Source organism: Micromonospora sp. NPDC049366 (assembly GCF_044466625.1).
Lineage (GTDB): Bacteria > Actinomycetota > Actinomycetes > Mycobacteriales > Micromonosporaceae > Micromonospora.
Genome location: NZ_JBITMV010000005.1, coordinates 67,389 through 91,231 on the forward strand (window position 1 = coordinate 67,389; position 23,843 = coordinate 91,231).

The window sequence follows — 23,843 nt, forward strand, 5'->3', positions numbered from 1 at the left end:
CGAGGTCGAGTGGGTTGATGCCGACCGCCGGGTCGTACGGTGGGGTCGAGACTGAGATCTCCGACACGGTCACCGCTCCTCTCGTACCGCAAAAGTAGATGCCTCCCACCCGGAATCGGGTGGGAGGCATCCGTTGTAGGTCTTCACCAGGAGCGATGTCTACCAGCGATTCCTCTTAGGAGTCACGCAGGAGACATGCACCAACTTCCCGGTTTCAGCTGCAGCCGCTGGTGGAGCCGCAGCCCTCGCAGACGTAGCAGCTACCGGCGGGGCGCATCTTCGTGCCGCAGGTGAAGCAGAGCGGCGCGTCGGCGGCCTTGCCGATCACGGCCTCCAGCAGCTCGGTGCTGGAGCCGACGGACGGCGCCGGCTTGGCGGCGGCGACGTCGGCGACCTCCAGCGCGGGCTGGGCGACCGGCCCGGTCTTCGGCTCCTCCGGCTTGGTCTCGACCGGGGCGGAGGCGGCCATCGCGGCGAGGTCCGCGCCGCTCTCCGCCTCCGCCTCGGCCCGAAGCTGGGCGGCCCGCTCCGTGGCGGTGAAGATGCCCAGCTCCGCGCGGCGCTCGTACGGCAGGAAGTCCAGCGCCAACCGACGGAAGATGTAGTCCATCACCGAGGCGGCCATCCGCACGTCCGGGTCGTCGGTCATGCCGGCCGGCTCGAAGCGCATGTTGGTGAACTTGCTGACGTACGTCTCCAGCGGGACGCCGTACTGGAGACCGATGGAGATGGCCACCGAGAAGGCGTCCATCACGCCGGCGAGGGTCGAGCCCTGCTTCGACATCTTGAGGAAGACCTCGCCGAGGCCGTCGTCCGGGTAGGACGACGCGGTGAGGTAGCCCTCGGCGCCGCCGACGGAGAAGCTGACCGTCTGCGACGGGCGCTTCTTCGGCAGGCGCTTGCGCACCGGGCGGTACTCGACGACCTTCTCGACCACCTTCTCGACCTCGGCGGCCGGGGTCTCGGTGGCCTTGTTCGGCTTCGCCGCGGACAGCGGCTGACCGACCTTGCAGTTGTCGCGGTAGATCGCCAGCGCCTTGAGGCCGAGCTTCCAGCCCTCGAAGTAGATCTTCTCGACGTCCTCGACGGTGGCCTGCTCCGGCATGTTCACCGTCTTGGAGATGGCGCCGGAGATGAACGGCTGGACGGCCGCCATCATCCGCACGTGGCCCATCGGGGCGATGGACCGCTCGCCCATCGCGCAGTCGAAGACCGGGTAGTGCTCCGGCTTCAGGCCGGGGGCGTCGACGACGTGGCCGTGGTCGGCGATGTGCTCGACGATCGCCTCGACCTGCTCCTCCGGGTAGCCCAGGCTGCGCAGCGCCCGCGGGACCGTCTGGTTGACGATCTGCATCGAGCCGCCGCCGACCAGCTTCTTGAACTTGACCAGCGCCAGGTCCGGCTCCACACCGGTGGTGTCGCAGTCCATCATCAGGCCGATGGTGCCGGTCGGCGCGAGCACGCTGGCCTGCGAGTTCCGCCAGCCGTTCTTGTCACCGATCTTGTTGCCGAGGGTCCACTGCTTGGTGGCCTCCCGCTGGATGGCGGTGGCCACCGTGCCGGCGGGCTTGATCTCGTCGTTGGCGGCAGCGTGCTTGCGCATGACCCGCTTGTGCGGCTCGGCGTTGCGGGCGTAGCCGTCGTACGCGCCGACGATGCCGGCCAGCTCCGCGGAGCGGCGGTAGGCGGTGCCGGTCATCAGCGAGGTGATCGCCGCGGCGACCGAGCGGCCCTGCTCCGAGTCGTAGGGCAGACCGGAGGCCATCAGCAGGGCGCCGAGGTTGGCGTAGCCGATGCCCAGCTGCCGGTAGGCCCGGGTGGTCTCACCGATCTTCTCGGTCGGGAAGTCGGCGAAGCAGATCGAGATGTCCATCGCGGTGATGACGAACTCGACGGACTTGACGAACTTCTCCACCTCGAAGCCGCCGTCGGCGCGGAGGAACTTCATCAGGTTGAGCGAGGCCAGGTTGCACGAGGAGTTGTCCAGGTGCAGGTACTCCGAGCACGGGTTCGACGCGGTGATCCGCCCGGTCTCCGGGCAGGTGTGCCAGTCGTTGATCGTGTCGTCGTACTGGAGGCCGGGGTCGGCGCACTCCCAGGCGGCCTGGGAGATGGTGCGGAACAGCTTCTTGGCGTTGATCGTCTCGATCACCGCGCCGTCCAGCCGGCCACGCAGGTCGAACGGGCCGTCGGTCTCGACCGCACCCATGAACTCGTCCGAGACGCGGACCGAGTTGTTGGCGTTCTGGTACTGGACGCTGACGATGTCGGCGCCGCCGAGGTCCATGTCGAACCCGGCGTCGCGCAGCGCGCGGATCTTGTCCTCCTCGCGCGCCTTGGTGACCACGAACTCCTCGATGTCCGGGTGGTCGACGTCGAGGATGACCATCTTGGCCGCGCGCCGGGTGGCGCCGCCGGACTTGATGGTGCCGGCCGAGGCGTCGGCGCCGCGCATGAAGCTCACCGGGCCGGACGCGGTGCCGCCGGAGGAGAGCAGCTCCTTGGAGGAGCGGATCCGGGAGAGGTTCACCCCGGAGCCGGAGCCGCCCTTGAAGATCAGCCCCTCCTCCTTGTACCAGTCGAGGATCGAGTCCATCGAGTCGTCGACGGCGAGGATGAAGCACGCGCTGACCTGCTGGGGCGAGGGCGTGCCCACGTTGAACCAGACCGGCGAGTTGAAGCTGAACACCTGGTGCAGCAGCATCCAGGTCAGCTCGTGGGCGAAGATCTCCGCGTCCGCGGGGCTGGCGAAGTAGCCGTACTCCTCACCGGCGGTGCGGTAGGTGGTCACCACCCGGTCGATCAGCTGCTTGAGCGACCACTCGCGCTCCGGGGTCCCCACCGCGCCCCGGAAGTACTTGGTGGTCACGATGTTCGCCGCGTTGACGCTCCACGACTCGGGGTACTCCACCCCGCGCTGCTCGAAGTTGATCGAGCCGTCGCGCCAGTTCGTCATGACGACGTCCCGACGTTCCCAGGTGACCTCGTCGTACGGGTGGACCCCCTCCGTCGTCCAGACCCGCTCGACCTTCAGGCCCGCGCCCGCCTTGTTCCGTGAACGGCTCGTTGTCACGCCGTTGCCCCCCTCGTCTGCGCGGTCACCCACCGCGCGTCCAATCTTGCGAAAAACTGCGAAGTATCAGCTGGTGCGGCCGGCGGCCTCGACCGCGTCGGCCCCGCCGTGCTCCCGGGCACGGGCCGCGGCCCGCAACGTCTCGATCTCGCGCTCGAAGTCGGCGAGCGAGTCGAAGGACCGGTAGACGCTGGCGAACCGCAGGTAGGCGATCTCGTCCAGGTCGCGCAGCGGGCCCAGGATGGCCAGCCCCACCTCGTGGCTGGGGATCTCGGCGGCCCCCTTGGCCCGGACGGTCTCCTCGACCCGCTGCGCCAGCAGCGCGAGCGAGTCGTCGTCCACCGGCCGGCCCTGGCACGCCTTGCGCACCCCGCCGATGATCTTCGTCCGGCTGAACGGCTCGGTCACCCCGCTGCGCTTGACGACCGCGAGGACGGCCTCCTCCACCGTGGTGAACCGCTTGCCGCACTCCGGGCACGACCGCCGACGCCGGATGAGCTGGCCGTCGTCGGCCTCCCGCGAGTCGACCACGCGGGAGTCGGCGTGCCGGCAGTACGGACACCGCATCACTGACCTCCTCGATCGACCACGGCCGCCCCGGGCACTCCGGGCACGGCCAACCACGGCGGCACCATCGCCCGATGGCGGCCCGCCGGTTGACGGTACGGGAGTGCGGTCGGTAGTCGGACCCAACCTGTAGGCAACTTACGCCCATGTGACTACTACATCTAGGGGTCGACCGTATGCCGCCAGCCGACCGGGGTCAAGTTGGGCGGCGTGTCCGGCGCGTCACCTGCCTGCCCGGTCGTTTCGCCCCGCCCGACCCGACCGAGGCCGGCGACCGACTCGCCGGTGAGCCCAACGGGCGGACCCCGTCCGGGTTACCGCCCGAACCGGGGCGGGTCACCCGAGCGCCCGATCCTTCGAACACGCGTACCAACCGACGTACCATTTATCAGAACAGGCGTACGACCGACCAGCTTTTCGGCGCGACACGCCGGTGAGAGGTCGTACAGATGTTTGAAAATGACCGATCCCACCTATACGGTCAGGAACAACCGGTCGCGGTGGATCATCATCCGCACCGGCAGCGCACCACCATATCCACCGCACGCACCACGAGCCGCCAAGGCACCCCAGCGCCGACCAGGGAGGACGGACGTGACCGAGGACCGGGCCAGCCGGCCGAAGAACCCGCAGCAGATCGCCGAGGCGGGTCCACCGGCCGCTCGGCGTCGGGGCAGCGCCCGCAGCCGGACGGGTCAGCCCGCCGTGCGCGCCGTCACCCCGGTGGTCAGCACCTTCCCCGACCCGGCGTCGGTCGACCTGACCGCCCGCCAGCGGCGCATCCTGGAGTTCATCCGCACCTGGGTCGAGCGGCACGGCTACCCGCCGAGCGTCCGCGAGATCGGTGAGGCCGTCGGCCTGGTGTCGCCGTCCAGCGTCGCCTACCAGCTGAAGGAGTTGGAGAAGAAGGGCTTCCTGCGGCGCGACCCCAACCGCCCGCGCGCCGTCGACGTCCGCGCTCCGAGCGACGTGGTGGACGACGAGCTGAGCCGGGCCCAGCGCCCCACCCCGGCCTACGTGCCGATGCTGGGTCGGATCGCCGCCGGTGGCCCGATCCTCGCCGAGCAGGCCGTGGAGGACATCTTCCCGCTGCCCCGCGAGCTGGTCGGGGAGGGCGAGGTCTTCATGCTCCAGGTCAAGGGCGACTCGATGCTCGACGCGGCGATCTGCGACGGCGACTGGGTGGTGGTTCGCCAGCAGCCGACCGCTGAGTCCGGCGACATCGTCGCCGCCATGCTCGACGGCGAGGCGACGGTCAAGACCTACCGCCGGCGGGATGGGCACGTGTGGCTGATGCCGCAGAACCCGGCCTTCGACCCGATCCCCGGCGACGACGCGACCATCATGGGCCGGGTCGTCGCCGTCCTCCGCCGCATCTGACGGTGCCCGGGTGGCCGCCGTCTCCGACGGTCACCCGCTCACCCACCCGGCCGCTCGCGGTCAGCGTGTGCGCGCACTCAGCCCGCCCTCGTGCGCGGCGGCCCGGGGAACGACCCCGGGTTCAGTAACGGTCGCCGCGGTGGCCCCGGCCACCTGGGTACTGGCCGTACGGGTCGCCGTCGTCCTCGCGCCGACGACCGGCGAGCTGCCCCCGATAGTCCGGCTCCGGCCCGCCGCGCCGCGGAGGTTCCGCGCGCCCGCCGCCGTAGCCGCCGGCAGGCTGACCGCCCCCGTAGACACCGCCGCCCGGCCGTCCGCCGCCCGGTGGGCGACCTCCGCCACCACCGGCACCTCCGCCGCCACCGGGGCGTCCGCCACCCCCGTACACCCCGCCACCGGCGGGCCGGCCGCCACCGCCGCCGGGGGGCCGGGCACCGTAGACACCGGCGCTCGGGGCCGCGGCCGGCCGGCCACCGCCGTAGACGCCACCACCGGCCGGCTCCGCGCCGCCGCGTGCCGGGCCACCGTAGACCCCGCCACCGGCCGGCGCGCCGCCGTAGACGCCACCGCGCGGCCCCGGCGCCTCGTCGTCGGTGCGGCCGCCGGGCCGGGCGCCGTCCCGGCGTCCGTCCGCCTCGTCGTCGTCCACGACCGGGTTCCGCCGGGCGCGCAGGATGCCGAAGATGCCAGCGCCGACCAGCAGCGCACCGACGACGCCGACCGCGCCGATCAGGTACGTGATGTCGGTGAGGTCGAGCGAGTCGAACCAGGACGCCTTCGCCGCCGCCGGCTTCTCGGCCGTGTCGCCGGAGATCGGCGCGGCCGTCGAGGTGGAGGGCGTGTACGCGAGGATGTCGATCGGGTCGTCCTCGCTGAACTGCCCGCCGTCGGAGACGGTCAGAAAGGTCTTGCCGTCCGGCGTGTAGGTGATGGCCTCGCCGAACGGGTCGCTCAGCGGCGTCACCCGGGGCTTTCCGGTGGTGAGTGCCCCGACGATGTCACCGCCGGTGACGTCGAACTCGAAGGCGTCGGCGTACGTCCGCAGGACCACCCGGCTGCCGTCGGGTGAGCGCGCCGCCCCGGTGATCGCCACCCGGCCGAACGTGTTGAGCGGGTTCTCGGTCTCGGTCTTGGGCAGCGAGATCTCGCCGACCTTCTCCATCGGGACCGGCTCGGTGTCGCCGTTCTTCAGCCGCGCCGTCGGGCGGTAGATCTCCGCCTTGCCCGTCGTCACCTTCGTGATGATCAAGGGCAGGTTGTCGTCACCGATCAGCAGCGCCTCGGCGTCGTGCGGCTTCTTCTCCGGGTAGGAGAGGCGGTGCAGCAGCGGCTTGCTGGCGCCGGTGACCGGCATCGTCCAGACGGCCACCCGTTCCCGGCGGTCCTTGGCGGTGACGTTGTCGCCGATGTCGGCGATCCAGAGCGTCTTCCCGTCCTTGGACAGCGCCAGGTCCTCGGTGTCGTACGGGCCCGAGCCGCTGTAGGCCACCGGAGTCTTGGAGATCTTGCACTTGGTGTCGAGGAAGAAGACCCGCTTGCGGGCCTCACTCTCGGTGCTGTCGTTGATCACTACGTAGCCGTTGGCCGTGGCTACCAGGCCGGAGAGCTCACGGAGCCGCTCGTCGGTGACCGTGCACCGCTTCTTGCCCGGGACGGGGGCGGAGACGGCCGTGGCGGGACCCGAGGCCGCCGTGGCGGGACCCGACGCGGCCAAGGCGGGAGCCGCCGCGGCGACTCCGGTGAACGCCACGGTCGCCCCCAGCATTCCGAGGGCGACCGTGACCGAGGAAACAGCGCGGCGCATTGCGTCAGTGTCGCATGCCTCAGGTTTCGGCCGGGTGACGCCGGGACGGCTCACGCGCCGGCGGCGAACACCCGCTCCTGCGCGTACGGGGCCAGCTCGGCGGCGATCGCCTCGCTCACCCGCACGTGCAGCAGGGTGCCCTCCGGCAGGTGGGCGGTGCTGAGCACCTCACCGAGCCGGTGCACCCGGGCGACCAGGTCACCCCGGTCGTACGGCAGGACCGCCCGGCACTCCACCGCCGGCCGCGGCAGCCGCGCCTCGATGGTGGCGCGCAGGTCGTCGACGCCCCGACCCGAGTGGGCCGACACGAAGACCGCCTCCGGCCAGAGCCGCTTCAACCGCAGGAGCGTCTCCTCGTCGGTGGCGTCGGTCTTGTTGACCACCAGCAGCTCGGGCAGCCGGTCGGCGCCCACCTCCGCGAGCACCTCGCGGACGGCCCGCACCTGCTCCTCCGGGTCGGGGTGCGTGCCATCGACCACGTGCACCACCAGGTCGGCCTCGGCGACCTCCTCCAGCGTCGAGCGGAACGCCTCGACGATCTGGTGCGGCAGGTGCCGGACGAACCCGACCGTGTCGGAGAGCGTGTAGAGGCGACCGTCCGCGGCGGTGGCCCGCCGGGTCGTCGGGTCGAGGGTGGCGAACAGCGCGTCCTCCACCAGCACACCCGCCCCGGTGAGCCGGTTGAGCAGGCTGGACTTGCCGGCGTTGGTGTAGCCGGCGATGGCCACCGCCGGCACCGCGTTGCGGCTACGCCGGGAACGCTTCGTCTGGCGTACCGTGCTCATGCTCTTGATCTCGCGGCGCAGCCGGGCGATCCGGTGCCGGATGCGGCGCCGGTCGGTTTCGAGCTTCGTCTCACCCGGACCACGCACACCCACGCCACCGCCAGCGCCGCCGCCACGGCCGCTACCACCGGTCTGCCGGGAGAGCGTCTCACCCCAACCACGCAGGCGCGGCAGCAGGTATTCGAGCTGCGCCAGCTCGACCTGCGCCTTACCTTCCTTGCTCTTCGCGTGCTGCGCGAAGATGTCCAGGATCAGCGCGGTGCGGTCGACGACCTTCACCTTGGTGCGCTGCTCCAGGTTGCGCAGCTGCGACGGGGACAGCTCACCGTCGCAGATGACCGTGTCGGCGCCGGTGGCGCGCACCACACCGCTCAGGTCGTCGACCTTGCCCCGCCCGATGTAGGTCGCCGGGTCGGGACGGCCGCGCCGCTGGATGAGGCCCTCCAGCACCTGCGAGCCGGCCGTCTCGGCGAGCGCGGCGAGCTCGGTGAGGGAGTTCTCGGCGTCGCTCTGGCTGCCCTCGGTCCAGACGCCCACGAGGACGACCCGCTCCAGCCGGAGCTGCCGGTATTCGACCTCGGTGACGTCGCTGAGCTCGGTGGAGAGGCCGGGGACCCGACGCAACGCCTGCCGCTCCGACAGCTCGAACTCGCCGGTGGTGGCCTCGAGCTCCTCATCTTCGAAGGAAACGACGACGGTGTCCTGGTCTCGCAAGCTGATCTCCTGTCCGTTCTGTCAGTTACCGAGCAATCCTGACATGTGACAACGCTCGACGCACCTGTGTTATGCCCCCGGGGTCACGTACCCGTCGGTAGCGGGGCCGGATGCCGGTCAAGCTGGAAGGGCGGGTAGAAATGCGAGTCGAGCCGCTCAGCGCCGACGGAAGGAAACACGTGGCCATCACCCGACTGCCGAGTGCCGGATTCTCCATCACGATCCGGATCGCCGTACCGGCGGACGCCTCGTCGATCGGCCGGCTGACCACCTCCGTCGGGGAGGCCGGCGCGATCGTCACCGCGCTGGACGTCGTCGACTCCGACCCGACCCACGTGCTCGTCGACCTCACCTGCGACACCGCCGACGCCAGCCACGCCGACCAGGTCGTTGAGGCGCTCAGCGCGCTCGACGGCGTGGACGTGCGCAAGGTCTCCGACCGCACCTTCCTGCTGCACCTAGGCGGCAAGATCGAGGTCACCCCGAAGGTCGCGCTGCGCACCCGCGACGAGCTGTCCCGGGCGTACACCCCGGGGGTGGCCCGGGTCTGCATGGCGATCGCCGAGAACCCGGCCGACGCCCGCCGCCTCACCATCAAGCGCAACACCGTCGCCGTGGTCAGCGACGGCTCCGCCGTGCTGGGCCTGGGCAACCTCGGCCCGGCCGCGTCGCTGCCCGTCATGGAGGGCAAGGCCGCGCTCTTCAAGCGCTTCGGCGGGGTGGACGCCTGGCCGGTCGTGCTCGACACCCAGGACACCGACGAGATCGTCTCGATCGTCAAGGCCATCGCGCCCGCGTACGGCGGGATCAACCTGGAGGACATCGCCGCGCCGCGCTGCTTCGAGATCGAGGCCCGGCTGCGGGAGGCCCTGGACATCCCGGTCTTCCACGACGACCAGCACGGCACCGCGATCTGCGTGCTCGCCGCGCTCACCAACGCGCTGCGCGTCGTGGGCAAGCAGCTCGCCGACGTCCGGGTGGTCGTCTCCGGCGCCGGCGCGGCCGGCACCGCGATCATGAAGCTGCTGCTGCGTCAGGGCGTGGGCGACATCATCGCGTACGACCGCCAGGGCGCCCTGCACCGCGGTCTCACCGGGCTCAACCCGGCCTGGCAGTGGCTGGCCGAGAACACCAACAAGGAGAACTACTCGGGCGACCTGCCCGGGGCGATCGTGGACGCGGACGTCTTCATCGGGGTGAGCGCGCCGAACCTGCTCACCGGTGAGGACATCGCCAAGATGGCCAAGGACGCGATCGTGTTCGCGCTGGCCAACCCCGACCCGGAGGTCGACCCGCGCGAGGCGCGCAAGCACGCCGCGGTGGTCGCCACCGGCCGTTCCGACCAGCCCAACCAGATCAACAACGTGCTCGCCTTCCCCGGCGTGTTCCGCGGCATGCTCGACGCCCACGCCGAGGAGTTCACCGAGGAGATGGCCATCGCGGCCGCCCGGGCGATCGCCGACGTGGTCGGCGAAGACAAGATCAACCCGACCGTGATCGTGCCCAGCGTCTTCGACTCGCGGGTCGCCCCCGCGGTCGCCGCCGCCGTACGCGCCGCCGCGACGAACCCGTCCCCGGTCCCGGCGGCCGACCCCGGCCCGGCCGACCTCCCCGAGATCGCTGCCAAGGACGCCGCGACCCCCTGACCCACCCCGCGCGGCCGCCGCCCCTGCGCCGGCGGCCGCGCCCCCAGCCCTCGGCCCCCCGGCCTCGGCCCTCGGTCCCCGGTCCCCCGGCCTCGGCCCCGGCCGGTCCACGGCCCTCCGCACCCAGCGCACGAGCCTCGCGCGACCACTCCCCGCCGCCCACCGCTCCAGCATCCCGCGGCGCCTCGGGGCATCCCGTCACGCACCGCGAGATCTTGGTAGGAAAACGCCCCGAGAGGGGCACTTCCTACCAAGATTCACCACACCCGCGGCCCTCGCCGCCGCCGCTGCCGCCATCCCTGGCCGATCATGCAGTTGTGGTGCCTCACAAAAACGCTGAAAGCGGCCAAACCCGGCACCACAACTGCATGATCGCCGAAAGCGGGCCGGGGGCGGGGCGGGGGCGGGGCGGGGGCGGGGGCGGGGCGGGGGTAAGCCGGGCGGCTTGCGGTTAGGGGGTGGTGAGGGTGGTGGGGACGAGGGTGCCGGTGGCTACGAGGACGGCGGGGCCGGCGAGCCAGCAGGTGTCGTCCGTCACCGTGACCGTGAGGCGGCCACCGGGGACGTCGACCGCCACCACACCCGTGTCCCGGGCGGCGTCGCGCAGCGCCACGGCGGCGACCGCGCAGGCACCGGTGCCGCAGGAGAGCGTCTCGGCGGAGCCCCGCTCGTAGACGCGCATCAGCACGTGGCTGTCGGTGCCGTCGACGGGGGCGCCGGGAGCGGTGAACTCGACGTTCACCCCGGCCGGGAAGAGCACCGGGTCGAACTGGGGCGCCCGGGTGAGGTCCAGCTCCGGCAGGTCCAGCCCGGCGGGTAGCGGGCAGACCAGGTGGGGGTTGCCCACGTCCACGGCGGTGCCGGCGAGCGTCAGGCCGTCCAGGTTGGTGGTGGAGGCGTCGTACAGCCGGGGACGGCGCATCTCGACGGCGACGACGTCCCCCTCGACCCGCGCGCGCACGACGCCGGCCCGGGTGGCCACCGGGAGCGCCGCGTCGGTGACCGTGGCGAGCCCGGTGTCGAGCAGGTAGCGGACGAACACCCGGGCGCCGTTGCCGCACATCTCGGCGTACGAGCCGTCGGCGTTCCAGTAGTCCATGAACCACTCGGTCTCGCCGGCCAGGGCGGCGCCCTCGGGGTGCTTGGCGGACCGGACGACCCGCAGGACGCCGTCCGCGCCGATGCCCCGACGCCGATCGCAGATCGCCGCGACCAGACCGGGCGTCAGGTCGAGCGCCCCGTCCGGGTCGGGCAGGATCACGAAGTCGTTGCCGGTGCCGTGCCCCTTGGTGAACTCCACGCCTCCATCATCCCGCAGCCGCCGGGGTGCGCAGCGGGACACCCTGGACGGGGCGCCCCGGTCAGGAACGCGGCGGCCCGGGCGCGGGCGTCGGGGTCAGGCGCAGGGCGGCTTCGACCAGGTCGGGTGCCGCGGAGTCGAGCCAGTGGACGCGCGGGTCGCGGCGGAACCAGGAGCGCTGCCGGCGGACGAAGCGTCGGGTGGCGCGGATCGTCTCCTCGTACGCCTCGGCCTCGGTCAGCTCACCGGCGAGGTGACGCAGCACCTGCTGGTAGCCGAGGGCGCGGCTGGCCGTACGCCCGTCCGGCAGGCCGCGCCCGACCAGCTCGCGGGTCTCGGCGACGAGCCCGTCGGCCCACATCCGGTCGACCCGCAGGGCGATGCGCTCGTCCAGCAGGGCGGTGTCCAGGTCGACGCCGATCTGCACCGACGGGTAGTACGGCGTTGGTTCGGGCAGCGAGGCCGTGAACGGCGCCCCGGTGAGCTCGATCACCTCGAGGGCGCGGACGATCCGCCGACCGTTGCCGGGCAGGATCCCGGCGGCGGCGGTCGGGTCGGCGGCGCGCAGACGCGCGTACAGCGGGGCGGGGCCGCCCTCGGCGAGTTCCCGCTCCAGGCGCGCCCGCACCGCCGGGTCGGTGCCGGGGAACTCGAACTGTTCCAGCACCGCCCGCACGTACAACCCGGAGCCGCCGACCAGCAGCGGCACCCGACCGCGGCCCAGGATGTCGTCGACGGCCGCACGGGCCAGCCGCTGGTATTCGGCGACGCTGGCCGGCTCGGTGACCTCCCAGATGTCGAGCAGGTGGTGCGGCACGCCGTCCCGCTCGGCCGGGGTGAGTTTCGCGGTGCCGATGTCCAGGCCCCGGTAGAGCTGCATCGAGTCGGCGTTGACGACCTCGCCGTCGAGGGCGCGGGCGAGGGCGATGCTCAGCGCGGACTTGCCGGCGGCGGTCGGCCCGACGACCGCGACCACGGTCCCGGCCGGCGGGCGGCTGCCCCCGGCCGCGCCGGTCACGCCGGCTCCCAGGTGGCGACGAGGTAGGAGACGCCGTAGGGGGCGGTGTGGTGGCGCAGCTGGCCCCGCCAGTCGCCGCCGGTGGCGCGCGCGGCGGCGGCCAGCACCTGCCAGGACGCCCGCCCGGCGACCTTCAGCTCCGTCGAGAGCACCGGGTCGAGGCCGAGCAGGGTGTCGGCGTCCGCGGTGGCGAGGGCCGCGGCGACCCCCTCGTCGTACGGTTCGGCGCGCGGGTCGGCGTAGCCGGGTGACTTCTCGCCCCGGCAGGCCGACCCGTCGCCCAGCACCAGCAGCGCGGCCCGTGGACGGTGGTCCCCGACCTGGCCGGCGAGGTCGCGCAGGGTCTGCGGATCGGTGTCGGCGGCCACCTGGACCGCGGCGACCGGCACCCGCGTCTCGTGGCGGGCCAGCAGCCAGGCGCCGATGGTGAGGCTCAGCGGCAGCACCGCGCCACCGTGGGGCGCCGTCGGGTCGAGCGGCGCCGCGTCCTGGTCGGGCGGCGTCGGGTCGAGCGGTACGGCGAGGTCGACCCCCCAGGGTTGCAGCGTCCCGGTGGCCGGCGGGGTGATCCAGCCGGTGGCCGGTCCGTCGCCGACGAGCACCACGGCGTCCGGCGTGGCGGCGAGCAGCCCGGCGACGGCGGCGTCGCAGGCCGCCCGGAGGTCGTCCAACTCGGGTGCGGCGGCACCGGCCACCTCGGGCACGAGCAGGGGCGGGTGTGGGCAGACTGCGGCGGCGACCAGTGGCACCCGCTCACCGTATAGGGACTGCCCGGAGCGTCTGTGCGCCGATACGGTCATCCGGGCGGTAGGACACCGTATGGTCACGGTCGGCGATAGGCGCTCGACGGGGACCGGGTCGGACCTGTGACAATGCCGGGAGAAACTTGGCTGCGCCGTGGCGGCGATCGGAGACTGCTCCTCCGACGCCGGGAGAACGAGGATGGGCACATGAGCGACTGGACTGCCTTCGGACGGGTGGACGCGGACGGCACCGTGTACGTGAAGACCGCCGAGGGCGAGCGGGTGGTCGGATCCTGGCAGGCAGGAGCGCCGGAGGAGGGGTTGGCGCACTTCGCGCGCCGCTTCGCCGACCTGGTGACCGAGGTGGACCTGACCGAGGCGCGGCTCAACTCGGGTGCGGCGGACGCCGGCCACTCACTGAGCACGATCCGCCGGATCCGGGCCTCGCTCGCCGAGGCGCACGTGGTCGGGGACATCGACGGGCTGGCCACGCGGCTGGACCGCCTCGCGGGCGTCGCGGAGGAGAAGGCCGGGGAGGCGCGGGCGGCGCGGGACGCCGCCCGGGGTGAGGCGTTGGCCCGCAAGACCGCGCTGGTCGAGGAGGCCGAGAAGCTGGCCGCCGAGTCGACCGGTTGGAAGACGGCCGGTGACCGGCTGAAGGAGATCCTCGACGAGTGGAAGACCATCCGCGGCGTCGACAAGAAGGCCGACGGCGAGCTGTGGAAGCGGTTCGCCGCTGCCCGGGACGGCTTCACCCGCCGTCGGGGCGCCCACTTCGCCTCCCTCGACGCGCAGCGCAAGCAGGCGCAGTCGGTCAAGGAGGAGCTGGTCACCGAGGCCGAGAAGCTCAAGGAATCCACCGACTGGGCGGCCACCGCCAACCAGCTCAAGGAGCTGATGACGCAGTGGAAGGCCGCGCCGCGCGCCTCGAAGGAGGCCGAGCAGCGGCTCTGGGACCGGTTCCGGGCCGCGCAGGACGAGTTCTTCACCCGGCGCAGTGAGGTCTTCTCGGCGCGCGACAACGAGCAGCGCGCCAACCTGGAGCGCAAGCAGGCCCTGCTCGCCGAGGCCGAGGCGTTGGACGTCGACGGCGACCCGAAGGGCGCGCAGGCGAAGCTGCGCGACATCCAGGCGCAGTGGCACGAGGCCGGTCGGGTGCCGCGGGAGGCGGCCGCCGGTCTGGAGCGGCGGCTGCGCGCGGTCGACGACAAGGTCCGCGAGGTGATGGACTCGGCTTGGCGTCGGACCACCAAGGAGGACAACCCGCTGCTGGCTCAGATGCGGGCGCAGGTGGCCGAGGCCGAGGAGCGGCTGTCCCGGGCCCAGGCCGCGGGTGACGCCCGCCGGATCCGTGAGGCCGAGCAGGCGCTGGCCTCGAAGCGCCAGTTCCTCCAGCTCGCCGAGCAGTCCAGCTGACCTGTTCGATGCCGGAGCCCCGGTCCCCTTCGGGGGCCGGGGCTCCGTCGCGTCCGCTGGCGAGCGGGTGTCGGTCAGTGCGCGGCGCAGCCGCCGACCGGGGCCGGCGCCGCGGCCGGCGCGCCGATCGTCGGCAGTCCGAGCAGCACACCGGGGGTACGCGGGGAGCGTCCCGCCTCGGCCGCGTCGCCGGCCCGGGTGCGCCGGTGCGACAGCGGCTCGCCGTCGGCGTTGAGGTGGTGCGGGGCCGCGTAGGTGACGGTGGTGTGCACGATGTCGCCCGGGCGGATCTGCCCGGCGAACGAACCGGCGTCGAAGTGGACGAGGCGGCCGTCCCGGGCCCGGCCGGACATCCGGCCCGTACGCTCGTCCTTGCGCCCCTCGCCGACGGCGACGAGCACCTCGACGGTCTCCCCGACGAGCCGCTTGTTCTCCGCCCAGGTGATCTCCTCGACGGCGGCGATCAGCCGCTCGTAACGCTCCTGGACGACCTGCTTGGGCAGCTGGCCGTCCATGGTCGCGGCCGGGGTGCCGGGGCGCTTCGAGTACTGGAAGGTGAAGGCGGAGGAGAAGCGGGCCTCGCGGACCACGTCGAGGGTGCGCGCGAAGTCCGCCTCGGTCTCGCCGGGGAACCCGACGATGATGTCGGTGGTGATCGCCGCGTCGGGCATCGCGGCGCGGACCTTCTCGATGATCCCCAGGTACTTCTCCGACCGGTACGAGCGGCGCATCGCCCGCAGCACGTCGTCGGAGCCGGACTGCAGGGGCATGTGCAGCGAGTGGCACACGTTGGGCGTCTCGGCCATCGCGGCGATCACGTCGTCGGTGAAGTCCTTCGGGTGCGGGCTGGTGAACCGCACCCGCTCCAGGCCGTCGATGTCGCCGCACGCCCGCAGCAGCTTGCCGAACGCGTACCGGTCGCCGAACTCGACGCCGTAGGAGTTGACGTTCTGCCCGAGCAGGGTCACCTCCAGCACACCCTCGTCGACCAGGGCCCGCACCTCGGAGAGGATGTCGCCGGGGCGGCGGTCCTTCTCCTTGCCGCGCAGGGAGGGCACGATGCAGAACGTGCAGGTGTTGTTGCAGCCCACCGAGATCGACACCCAGCCGGCGTACGTCGACTCGCGGCGGGTGGGCAGCGTGGACGGGAACACCTCGAGGGACTCGAGGATCTCCACCTCGGCGGCCGTGTTGTGCCGGGCACGCTCCAGCAGCACCGGCAGCGAGCCGATGTTGTGCGTGCCGAAGACCACGTCGACCCAGGGGGCCTTGCGGACGATGTCGCCGCGGTCCTTCTGGGCCAGGCAGCCGCCGACGGCGATCTGCATCCCCGGGTGCCTGTCCTTCACGGGGCGCAGATGACCGAGGTTGCCGTAGAGCCGGTTGTCGGCGTTCTCCCGGACCGCGCAGGTGTTGAACACAACCACGTCGGGGTGCTCGTCGGCCTCGGGCGCGCGGACGTATCCGGCCTGTTCCAGCAGCCCGGAGATGCGCTCGGAGTCGTGCACGTTCATCTGGCAGCCGTACGTCCGCACCTGGTAGGTGCGCGGGCTGCCCGCCGCTGCGGTAGTCATGACCAGGACAGCGTATCCGGGCCGACCGGATCGACCGGAACCGAGGAGGAGCCATGTGCCGGAGCATCAAGACCCTGCGTGAGCCGTACACCCCGGAGGTGACCGACACCGACGTGCAGGCGGCGGCGTTGCAGTACGTCCGGAAGATCTCGGGCTTCCGGGCGCCCGCCGCGCACAACGCCGCCGCCTTCGACGCGGCGGTGGCCGCCGTGGCGGAGGCCACCCGTACGCTGCTCGACCAGCTCGTGGTGCGCGGGGCGGCCGCCCCGCGCGGCGGTCAGGCCGCCGCGAGCGCCGGCGCGACCGTGTCGGGGGCCCACCTCGAGCGGTGACACTGTGACCAGCCGCGACAGCGGGGGTCCGCCTCGGTGCAGAGCCGCTGGTTGGTGAGCTCCTCGCCGTCGTCGGTCTCCCGGACGTCGAAGTGCACCGGACGGATCGTCCCGTCCGGCGAGACGAGCAGGTGCCGGCTCGCGTCGAGGGTGTCGTCGCGGAGCAGGCAGTTGCGGTCCAGCAGCCGCGCGAGCGCGGCGATGCTGGCGTGCTCGGGGAGCGTGTCGGGCACCCCGTAGCAGTCCACGATCGTGGCGAACTCGCCGGGCGCCTGCCAGACGTCGCAGATCACCGCGTATCTCGGCAGGTTCGCCGGGTCGGCGACGGCCAGGGGCATCACCACCCGACCGAGCGCCTCGGCCAACGCCGGGTAGACCTCCACGGGTCGTACCTGGTCGATTCTCCAGTTCCACAGCTCGGTCATGCCGCCTCCTCGCTGCGTTCGTCCCACCGGCCTTGGATCGGGCCTTACTGACGATGGTGGGGGGCATTTGACCCCAGCCGGGGGCAAGTTACCGGTCTGTGACCATTCCGGGCAAAATTTGCAGGGATGGCCTTCCGTCGACGAGCCGGAAGATGACAGTTTATCGGGTATGGTGCCGCTTTCCCCGGTGGGAGTAGGCCGTGTCCGACCTCCGACATTCACACCGGCGGGCCGCCGGCTCAGCGGATGACGACCAGGTGCTCGCCGCGCGGCTGCAACTCACCGACGATCGGCGCGCCCGGCACCTCGCCCGCGACGAGCAGGCCGCCCGAGGTCTGCGCGTCGGCCAGCAGCAACCGCTCGTCCTCGCCGGCGGCGCCGAAGTCGGTCCACGGGGTCACCCAGTCCAGGTTGCGCCGGCTGCCGCCGCTGACGTAGCCGTCGCGCACCGCCTCCCGCGCCCCGGCCAGGTAGGGCACGCTCGCCGCGTCGATCGCCACGGTCAACCCGCTGGCCCGGCCCAGCTTGGAGGCGTGCCCGAGCAGGCCGAAGCCGGTCACGTCGGTGCCGCAGCGGACGCCGGCGGCGACCGCCGCCCGCGCGGCATCCCGATTGAGGGTGCTCATCGCGGCCACCGCCTCGGGGAACGTCTCGCCGGTGGACTTGTGCCGGGTGTTCAGCACTCCCACGCCGAGGGGCTTGGTCAGCGACAACGGCAGACCCGCCCGTCCCGCGTCCAGTGTGATGAGTTCCTCCGGACGGACCACGCCGGTCACCGCCAGCCCGTACTTGGGGCCGTCGTCGTCGACGCTGTGGCCGCCGGCCAGGTGGCAGCCCGCCTCCCGGGCGACGTCCTGCCCGCCGCGCAGCACCTCGCGCGCCAACTCCAGCGCTAGCACGTCCCGCGGCCAGCAGAGCAGGTTCAGCGCGACCAGCGGGGTGCCGCCCATGGCGTACACATCGGACAGCGCGTTGGCCGCGGCGATGCGGCCCCAGTCGTAGGCGCCGTCCACCACGGGGGTGAAGAAGTCGGCGGTGCTGACCAGGCCGGTGCGCTCGTCCAGGCGGACGACCGCGGCATCGTCGCCGTGGTCCAGACCGACCAGCAGCTCGGCGGCGCCGGTGGCCGGGCCGAGGCCCGCCACCATCGCCTCCAGCTCACCCGGAGGGATCTTGCAGGCACATCCGCCGCCGCGCGCGTAGCGGGTGAGGCGTACCGGTTCGGTCATAGCCTCATGATTGCGGCGCGGACCGCCGCGCGCCACCGTCGCGGTCTTTTCGCGGTCGAATTCGGACTCCCGGCGGGGATCACCGGTGGTGTTACCGCTCCGTGACCAACTGAGTTGCGTTCCGCCACATCCCCCCGCCTACAGTTGCCCCCAACCGGGGGCATCCGACCCCGACCCGTAGACGACAGGGACGGTGGACGACGTGACGACGGGCGAACCGCTCATCGTGCTGGATTCGGTCAACAAGTGGTTCGGGCCGCTGCACGTGCTGGACGACGTCTCACTCTCGGTCGGCCGCGGCGAGGTCGTCGTGGTGATCGGCCCGTCCGGCTCCGGCAAGTCGACGCTCTGCCGCACCATCAACCGACTCGAGCCGATCAACTCCGGCACCATCACCTTCGACGGGCAGCAGCTGCCCGCGGAGGGCAAGGCCCTCGCCAGGCTGCGCAGCGAGGTCGGCATGGTGTTCCAGTCGTTCAACCTCTTCGCGCACAAGACCATCCTGGAGAACGTCGCCCTCGGGCCGATTAAGGTCCGCAAGGAGAAGCCGGCGGCGGCCCGAGAGCGTGGCCTCGCCCTGCTCGACCGGGTCGGCATCGCCAACCAGGCCGACAAGTTCCCGGCCCAGCTCTCCGGTGGTCAGCAGCAGCGGGCCGCGATCGCCCGGGCCCTGGCCATGCAGCCCAAGGCCCTGCTCTTCGACGAGCCCACCAGCGCGCTCGACCCGGAGATGGTCGGCGAGGTGCTCGACGTGATGACCTCGCTCGCCCGGGAGGGCATGACGATGGTGGTGGTCACCCACGAGATGGGCTTCGCCCGCCACGCCGCCAACCGGGTCATCTTCATGGCCGACGGGCAGTTGGTGGAGGACGCGCCGCCGGCGGAGTTCTTCGCCAACCCGCGCAGCGAGCGGGCCAAGGACTTCCTCTCCAAGATCCTCACGCACTAGTGCGTCCGTACCCGAAGCGCGTCGTCCCCCGGCGCGCTTCGTCGAAGAAGGAGAAGAGTATGCGTATGAAGCGCGTGGCGGCGGTTGCCATGATGGCCTCGCTCGCCCTCTCTGCCGCGGCCTGCGGCAAGGAGGGGAACCCGACCCCCAGCGCCGGTGGTAGCACCTCCGGCGGCGCCCAGTCCGACACCTGCACCACCTCCGGCGCGACCTTCACCCCGAAGGCGGACGCGGCGGTCGCCGGCAGCCCGACCTTCGACAAGATCAAGTCGGCCGGCAAGGTCGTCATCGGCGTCAAGTTCGACCAGCCGAACCTCGGCTACAAGGACGCCCAGGGCACCCGGTGCGGCTTCGACATCGAGATCGCCCAGTACGTCGCCAGCAAGCTCGGCGTCGACCCGGCGAAGATCGAGTACAAGGAGATCGCGTCCGCGAACCGCGAGACCGCGATCAAGGGTGGTGAGGTCGACTACTACGTCGGCACCTACTCGATCACCGACAAGCGCAAGAACGACATCTCCTTCGCCGGGCCGTACTTCGTGGCCGGTCAGGACCTGCTGGTCCGCAAGGACGAGTCGGCCATCACCGGCAAGGACGCGCTCAAGGGCAAGAAGGTCTGCTCCGCGACCGGGTCCACCCCGATCCAGAAGATCCGCGACGAGGGGCTCACCGAGCCGGAGAACATCGTCGAGTTCAAGACCTACTCCGAGTGCGTCTCGCAGCTGCTGGACAAGAAGGTCGACGCGGTGACCACCGACGACGCCATCCTCAAGGGCTACGCGGCGCAGAACCCGGACGAGCTCAAGGTCGTCGGCCAGCCGTTCAGCACCGAGAAGTACGGCATCGGCCTGCCGAAGGACGACAAGGCGCTGCGTGACTACGTGAACGACCAGATCGCGGCGGCGTTCACCGACGGCACCTGGCAGAAGATCTACGACGGCACGCTCGGCAAGTCGGGTTCGGCGGGCACCCCGCCGCAGCTCGAGCGGTACTGAGCGACAGTTCGACACATGACGCGACGCCGGGCGGGGTTCGTCCCGCCCGGCGTCCGCCCGAGGACTGAGAGCGAGGCATGGGCGAGTTCTTCCGCGTACTGACGGACAACGCGGACCTGTTCCGCGACGGGTTCATCAACACCGTCAAACTGTTCCTGATCGCCGGCGTCGGCAGTCTCGTCCTCGGCACGCTGCTCGGCGCGATGCGGGTCTCCCCCGTCCCGGCGCTGCGGGCCTTCGGCGCCACGTACGTCAACCTGGTCCGCAACACCCCGTTGACGCTGGTCTTCGCAATCCTGGTGTTCGGGGTGCCGAAGCTGGACATCAACATCGACTACTTCCCCAGCGCCTGCATCGCGCTGATCGTCTACACCTCGGCGTTCGTCTGCGAGGTGGTCCGCTCCGGCGTGAACACGGTCGCCGCCGGACAGGCGGAGGCGGCCCGGGCACTGGGCATGACCTTCGGGCAGGTGCTCACGCTGATCGTGCTGCCGCAGGCGCTGCGCGCCATGGTCCCGCCGATGATGAGCGTGTTCATCGCCATGCTGAAGAACACCACGATCGCGGCCGGCTTCTCCGTGCTGGAGGCGGGCGCCATCCCGGCGTACATGTCGGAGCGTGGTGAGCCGCAGTTCGCCGTGCTGCTCTGGATCACCATCGGCTTCCTCATCCTGATCCTGCCGCTGGTCGCGCTGCAGCGCGTCATGGAGCGCAAGTGGGCGGTGGCCCGATGAGCGCGCGAAGCGTACGGACGGATCGCACGGCGACGAACGGAGGGTGGCACGGATGAGCACGCAGGCCTCGGTCCTCTACGACCTGCCCGGCCCTCGGGCCAAGCGGCGCAACGCGCTGCTCGGCGTCGCCTCGACGCTCGCCATCGTCGCGCTGATCGCGTTCGTCGGCTACAAGTTCTACGACACCGGGCAGTTCGAGGCCCGCAAGTGGGAGCAGTTCCAGTACGTCTCGGTGCAGCGCGAGTTGCTCAACGGGCTCGGGGCGACGCTCAAGGCGGCCGGGATCGCCGCCGTCCTCGCGCTGCTCTTCGGCGCCGTGTTCGCGAGCGCCCGGCTGAGCGACAAGTGGATCCTGCGCAGCCCCGCCACCTTCGTCGTGGAGCTGTTCCGGGCCATCCCACTGCTCATCCTGATCTTCTTCGGCTACTACGTGCCGCTGCAGTACGGCTGGTCGATCGACAAGCTGTGGGCGCTGGTCATCGGGCTCACGCTCTACAACGGCTCGGTGCTGGCGGAGATCTTCCGGGCCGGCATCAACGCCGTGCCGCGCGGCCAGTCCGAGGGCGCGTACGCGATCGGCCTGCGCAAGAACCAGGTGCTGCGGCTGATCCTGCTGCCGCAGGCGGTGCGCTCGATGCTGCCGGCGATCGTGAGCCAGCTCGTCGTCCTGCTCAAGGACACCGCGCTCGGCTTCATCATCACCTACCCGGAGCTGCTGTTCGTCGGCAAGCAGATCGGCGGCCGACTGCCGTTCGGTCTGCCGTACGTGCCCACGTACCTGATCATCGCCGCGATCTACATCGCCATCTGCGGGATGCTGTCGGTCCTCGCCTGGTGGCTTCAGAAGCGGATGGGTCGGGCGCGCACCTCCGCGAAGCCGCTGCCGGCGGTCGAGACCGGCGGGGCGGCCGGGCAGACCGCCATCTGATCGCACCCACGACGAGGGGCGGGTGGCCATCGGCCACCCGCCCCTCTCTCGTCGCACCCGCGGCGCCTCAGCGGGCGATCTCGGTGACCCGGGACTCGCGGACCACGGTCACCCGGATCTGCCCCGGGTAGGTCAGCTCCTCCTCGATCTGCTTGGCCACGTCCCGGGCCAGCACGGCGGCACCGATGTCGTCGACGTCGTCCGGCTTGACCATCACCCGGATCTCCCGGCCCGCCTGCATCGCGAAGACCTTCTCCACGCCGAGCTTGCTCGCCGCGATCTCCTCGATCCGCTCCAGCCGCTTGACGTACGCCTCCAGGCTCTCCCGCCGGGCCCCCGGCCGCCCGCCCGAGCAGGCGTCGGACGCCTGGGTCAGCACCGCCTCGATCGTCTGCGGCGGCACCTCGTTGTGGTGCGCCTCGATGGCGTGCACCACGTCCTCGCTCTCGCCGTACTTGCGGGCCAGGTCGGCGCCGATGATGGCGTGGCTGCCCTCCACCTCGTGGGTGAGCGCCTTGCCGATGTCGTGCAGGAACGCCGACCGCTTGATGGTCGGCACGTCCAGCTTCAGCTCGGCGGCCATGACGCCGGCGATGTGCGCGGTCTCGACGAGGTGCTTGAGCACGTTCTGTCCGTACGACGTGCGGTAACGCAGCCGGCCGAGCAGGGTGACCAGCTCCGGGTGGATCTCGGTGATGCCGACCTCGACCAGGGCGTCCTCGGCGGCCCGCCGGCAGAGCTGGTCGACCTCCTGCCGGGCCAGGTCGTAGACCTCCTCGATCCGATGCGGGTGGATCCGCCCGTCGAGGACCAGCTTCTCCAGGGTGAGCCGGCCCACCTCCCGTCGGACCGGGTCGAAGCAGGAGAGCAGCACCGCCTCCGGGGTGTCGTCGATGATCAGGTTCACCCCGGTCACCGACTCGAAGGCGCGGATGTTGCGCCCCTCCCGGCCGATGATCCGCCCCTTCATCTCGTCCCCGGGCAGGTGCAGGACGCTGACCACGCTCTCCGCGGTCTGTTCGCTCGCCACGCGCTGGATCGCGTCGACCACGATGTGCCGGGCCCGCTGCTCGGCGGTGCTGCGGGCGTCCGCCTCAATGTCGCGGACCAGCAGCGCCGCCTCGCGCTTGGCCTGGGTCTCGATGGCCTCGACCAGCTCGGTGCGGGCGGCGTCGGCGGTCAGCCCGGCCACCCGCTCCAGCTCCCGTCGGCGCAGCTCCTCCGCTTCGGTCAGCTCCGCCTCCCGACGGGCGAGCGCGGCCTCCCGGGCGGAGAGCGCGGCGCTGGCGGCGGTGAGCTGACGCTCCCGCTCGGCGAGCCGCTCGACCTCCTCGGTGTGCAGCCGCTCCCGCTCGTCCATCCGGGCCGCGCGCCGTTCGACCTCGGCCGCCTGCTCCCGGGTGGTCGCGGCCAGCACGGCCACCTCCCGCTCGCCGCTGCGCCGGGCGGCCGTACGCAGCTGCTCCGCGTCGACCTCGGCCTGCTTGTGGGCCCGCTCCAGCACGGTGTCCGCCTCGGCGCGGGCGTCGTCGAGCACCCGTCGCGCCTCCGCGCGGGCCGCCTTCGCCTCGGCCTTCGCCGCGGCAGCCTCCGCACGGGCGGCGGCGGCCGCCGACTTCGCCACGTCGATGGTGCTGTTCGCCTCGTTCGCGGCGCTGCGCAGGGCGGCCAGGGACTGCTCCTGGCGGTCCTTCTCGGCGATGAACGCCGGGTCCTCAGCGGACGGCTGCGCCTGGAACCGCCGCAGCGCCCGGGCGCCCAGCACGACCGCGCCGACCACCACCGCCATCAGGACGAGGACGGCGACGAGGAGCGCCACGTCGAGGGCGCTCATGCCGGGACCCCATGTGGACCGCCCGTGAATCTGTGCCGCCCGGTCATGCCCGCCTCCCCTGAACGTGGGCGCCGCGGGAGCCGTGCCGACGGCATGGTCCCGCGACTCTGGACGCCCGACCGGAGCGGCTGGCCGTGAAAGGGTAGCTTTCTCCGCCGGCGGTGCCCTCGGGCATCGTCGGCGGCCGGGTGCAGTTGTCGCGGCCGCTCCGGACCGGCCTGTCCGGAGCTGTCGCCAGTGGCCGGAGAGTCGGCCAAAGTGATGCTGTTCTGTTACGCGATCTATGTTGTGCGCTTAGCCTGCGATGGTCGGGCAATGTGAACCTGTATGGCGAGGCTAGGTCTCCGAGGGCGGTCTGGTCAAGAACTCATGATCAAACCCCCCGAACGGAGAGAAG

At 71.7% G+C, this 23,843-nt stretch carries 19 protein-coding genes; 8 read left to right on the plus strand and 11 right to left on the minus strand.

Features of this window, described 5'->3' with window-relative positions:
• Positions 1 to 214: 214 nt before the first annotated feature.
• Positions 215 to 3,106 (minus strand): vitamin B12-dependent ribonucleotide reductase, encoded by a 2,892-nt coding sequence (locus tag ACIBTV_RS09560; protein ID WP_396703571.1) that lies wholly within the window; start codon positions 3,104 to 3,106, stop codon positions 215 to 217.
• Between the two features lie 33 nt (positions 3,107 to 3,139).
• Complete coding sequence (gene nrdR / locus ACIBTV_RS09565; RefSeq protein WP_396703572.1) at positions 3,140 to 3,640, minus strand: transcriptional regulator NrdR; 501 nt, start codon at positions 3,638 to 3,640, stop codon at positions 3,140 to 3,142.
• 594 nt (positions 3,641 to 4,234) lie between these two features.
• Here nrdR and lexA point away from each other — a divergent pair.
• Complete coding sequence (gene lexA, locus ACIBTV_RS09570) at positions 4,235 to 5,020, plus strand: transcriptional repressor LexA (RefSeq protein WP_091590741.1); 786 nt, start codon at positions 4,235 to 4,237, stop codon at positions 5,018 to 5,020.
• Between the two features lie 121 nt (positions 5,021 to 5,141).
• On the opposite strand, the gene ACIBTV_RS09575 is transcribed toward lexA, so the two are convergent.
• Complete coding sequence (locus tag ACIBTV_RS09575) at positions 5,142 to 6,824, minus strand: hypothetical protein (RefSeq protein ID WP_396703573.1); 1,683 nt, start codon at positions 6,822 to 6,824, stop codon at positions 5,142 to 5,144.
• Between the two features lie 50 nt (positions 6,825 to 6,874).
• A complete protein-coding gene (gene hflX / locus ACIBTV_RS09580) occupies positions 6,875 to 8,329 on the minus strand; it encodes a GTPase HflX (protein WP_396703767.1) in 1,455 nt (484 codons plus the stop codon).
• Between the two features lie 173 nt (positions 8,330 to 8,502).
• Here hflX and ACIBTV_RS09585 point away from each other — a divergent pair, with 173 nt between their 5' ends.
• A complete protein-coding gene (locus ACIBTV_RS09585; protein WP_396703574.1) occupies positions 8,503 to 9,969 on the plus strand; it encodes an NAD-dependent malic enzyme in 1,467 nt (488 codons plus the stop codon).
• Between the two features lie 451 nt (positions 9,970 to 10,420).
• On the opposite strand, the gene dapF is transcribed toward ACIBTV_RS09585, so the two are convergent.
• From dapF to ACIBTV_RS09600, 3 genes are all read right to left on the minus strand, one after another.
• Complete coding sequence (gene dapF / locus ACIBTV_RS09590; protein WP_396703575.1) at positions 10,421 to 11,269, minus strand: diaminopimelate epimerase; 849 nt, start codon at positions 11,267 to 11,269, stop codon at positions 10,421 to 10,423.
• Positions 11,270 to 11,330: 61 nt separating this feature from the next.
• Complete coding sequence (miaA, locus tag ACIBTV_RS09595; RefSeq protein ID WP_396703768.1) at positions 11,331 to 12,299, minus strand: tRNA (adenosine(37)-N6)-dimethylallyltransferase MiaA; 969 nt, start codon at positions 12,297 to 12,299, stop codon at positions 11,331 to 11,333.
• The gene (locus ACIBTV_RS09600) at positions 12,284 to 13,087 is read right to left on the minus strand and encodes a class III extradiol dioxygenase subunit B-like domain-containing protein (RefSeq protein WP_396703576.1); all 804 of its coding nucleotides are present in this window, start codon (positions 13,085 to 13,087) and stop codon (positions 12,284 to 12,286) included. The genes miaA and ACIBTV_RS09600 overlap by 16 nt, the downstream gene beginning before the upstream one ends.
• Before the next feature lie 150 nt (positions 13,088 to 13,237).
• Between ACIBTV_RS09600 and ACIBTV_RS09605 the strand changes: the two genes are divergently transcribed.
• Positions 13,238 to 14,446, plus strand: a complete 1,209-nt coding sequence (locus tag ACIBTV_RS09605) for a DUF349 domain-containing protein (protein WP_396703577.1) — start codon at positions 13,238 to 13,240, stop codon at positions 14,444 to 14,446.
• 74 nt (positions 14,447 to 14,520) lie between these two features.
• Here ACIBTV_RS09605 and miaB read toward each other — a convergent pair whose 3' ends face one another.
• Positions 14,521 to 16,020: a tRNA (N6-isopentenyl adenosine(37)-C2)-methylthiotransferase MiaB gene (miaB, locus tag ACIBTV_RS09610; RefSeq protein WP_396703578.1), complete on the minus strand. Its 1,500-nt coding sequence runs from the start codon at positions 16,018 to 16,020 to the stop codon at positions 14,521 to 14,523.
• 53 nt (positions 16,021 to 16,073) lie between these two features.
• Between miaB and ACIBTV_RS09615 the strand changes: the two genes are divergently transcribed.
• A complete protein-coding gene (locus tag ACIBTV_RS09615) occupies positions 16,074 to 16,352 on the plus strand; it encodes a DUF2277 family protein (RefSeq protein WP_396703579.1) in 279 nt (92 codons plus the stop codon).
• Here ACIBTV_RS09615 and ACIBTV_RS09620 read toward each other — a convergent pair.
• Together ACIBTV_RS09620 and selD are read right to left on the minus strand one after the other, a co-directional pair.
• A complete protein-coding gene (locus ACIBTV_RS09620; protein ID WP_396703580.1) occupies positions 16,298 to 16,777 on the minus strand; it encodes a hypothetical protein in 480 nt (159 codons plus the stop codon). The genes ACIBTV_RS09615 and ACIBTV_RS09620 overlap by 55 nt on opposite strands.
• Positions 16,778 to 17,016: 239 nt before the next feature.
• A complete protein-coding gene (gene selD, locus ACIBTV_RS09625) occupies positions 17,017 to 18,006 on the minus strand; it encodes a selenide, water dikinase SelD (protein ID WP_396703581.1) in 990 nt (329 codons plus the stop codon).
• 193 nt (positions 18,007 to 18,199) lie between these two features.
• Here selD and ACIBTV_RS09630 point away from each other — a divergent pair, with 193 nt between their 5' ends.
• The 4 genes from ACIBTV_RS09630 (at position 18,200) to ACIBTV_RS09645 (ending at position 21,612) form a co-directional block, all read left to right on the plus strand.
• Positions 18,200 to 18,955, plus strand: a complete 756-nt coding sequence (locus tag ACIBTV_RS09630; RefSeq protein WP_396703582.1) for an amino acid ABC transporter ATP-binding protein — start codon at positions 18,200 to 18,202, stop codon at positions 18,953 to 18,955.
• A gap of 59 nt (positions 18,956 to 19,014) precedes the next feature.
• Entirely contained in the window at positions 19,015 to 19,950 is a 936-nt protein-coding gene (locus ACIBTV_RS09635; RefSeq protein ID WP_396703583.1) for a glutamate ABC transporter substrate-binding protein, read from the plus strand.
• A 77-nt stretch (positions 19,951 to 20,027) separates the two neighbouring features.
• The gene (locus ACIBTV_RS09640; RefSeq protein WP_396703584.1) at positions 20,028 to 20,684 is read left to right on the plus strand and encodes an amino acid ABC transporter permease; all 657 of its coding nucleotides are present in this window, start codon (positions 20,028 to 20,030) and stop codon (positions 20,682 to 20,684) included.
• Between the two features lie 52 nt (positions 20,685 to 20,736).
• Positions 20,737 to 21,612 carry an amino acid ABC transporter permease gene (locus ACIBTV_RS09645; protein ID WP_396703586.1) on the plus strand — a complete coding sequence of 292 codons (876 nt, stop codon included), beginning with the start codon at positions 20,737 to 20,739 and terminating at the stop codon, positions 21,610 to 21,612.
• 67 nt (positions 21,613 to 21,679) lie between these two features.
• On the opposite strand, the gene rny is transcribed toward ACIBTV_RS09645, so the two are convergent.
• Positions 21,680 to 23,446 carry a ribonuclease Y gene (gene rny / locus ACIBTV_RS09650; RefSeq protein WP_396703587.1) on the minus strand — a complete coding sequence of 589 codons (1,767 nt, stop codon included), beginning with the start codon at positions 23,444 to 23,446 and terminating at the stop codon, positions 21,680 to 21,682.
• Positions 23,447 to 23,843: the final 397 nt, after the last annotated feature.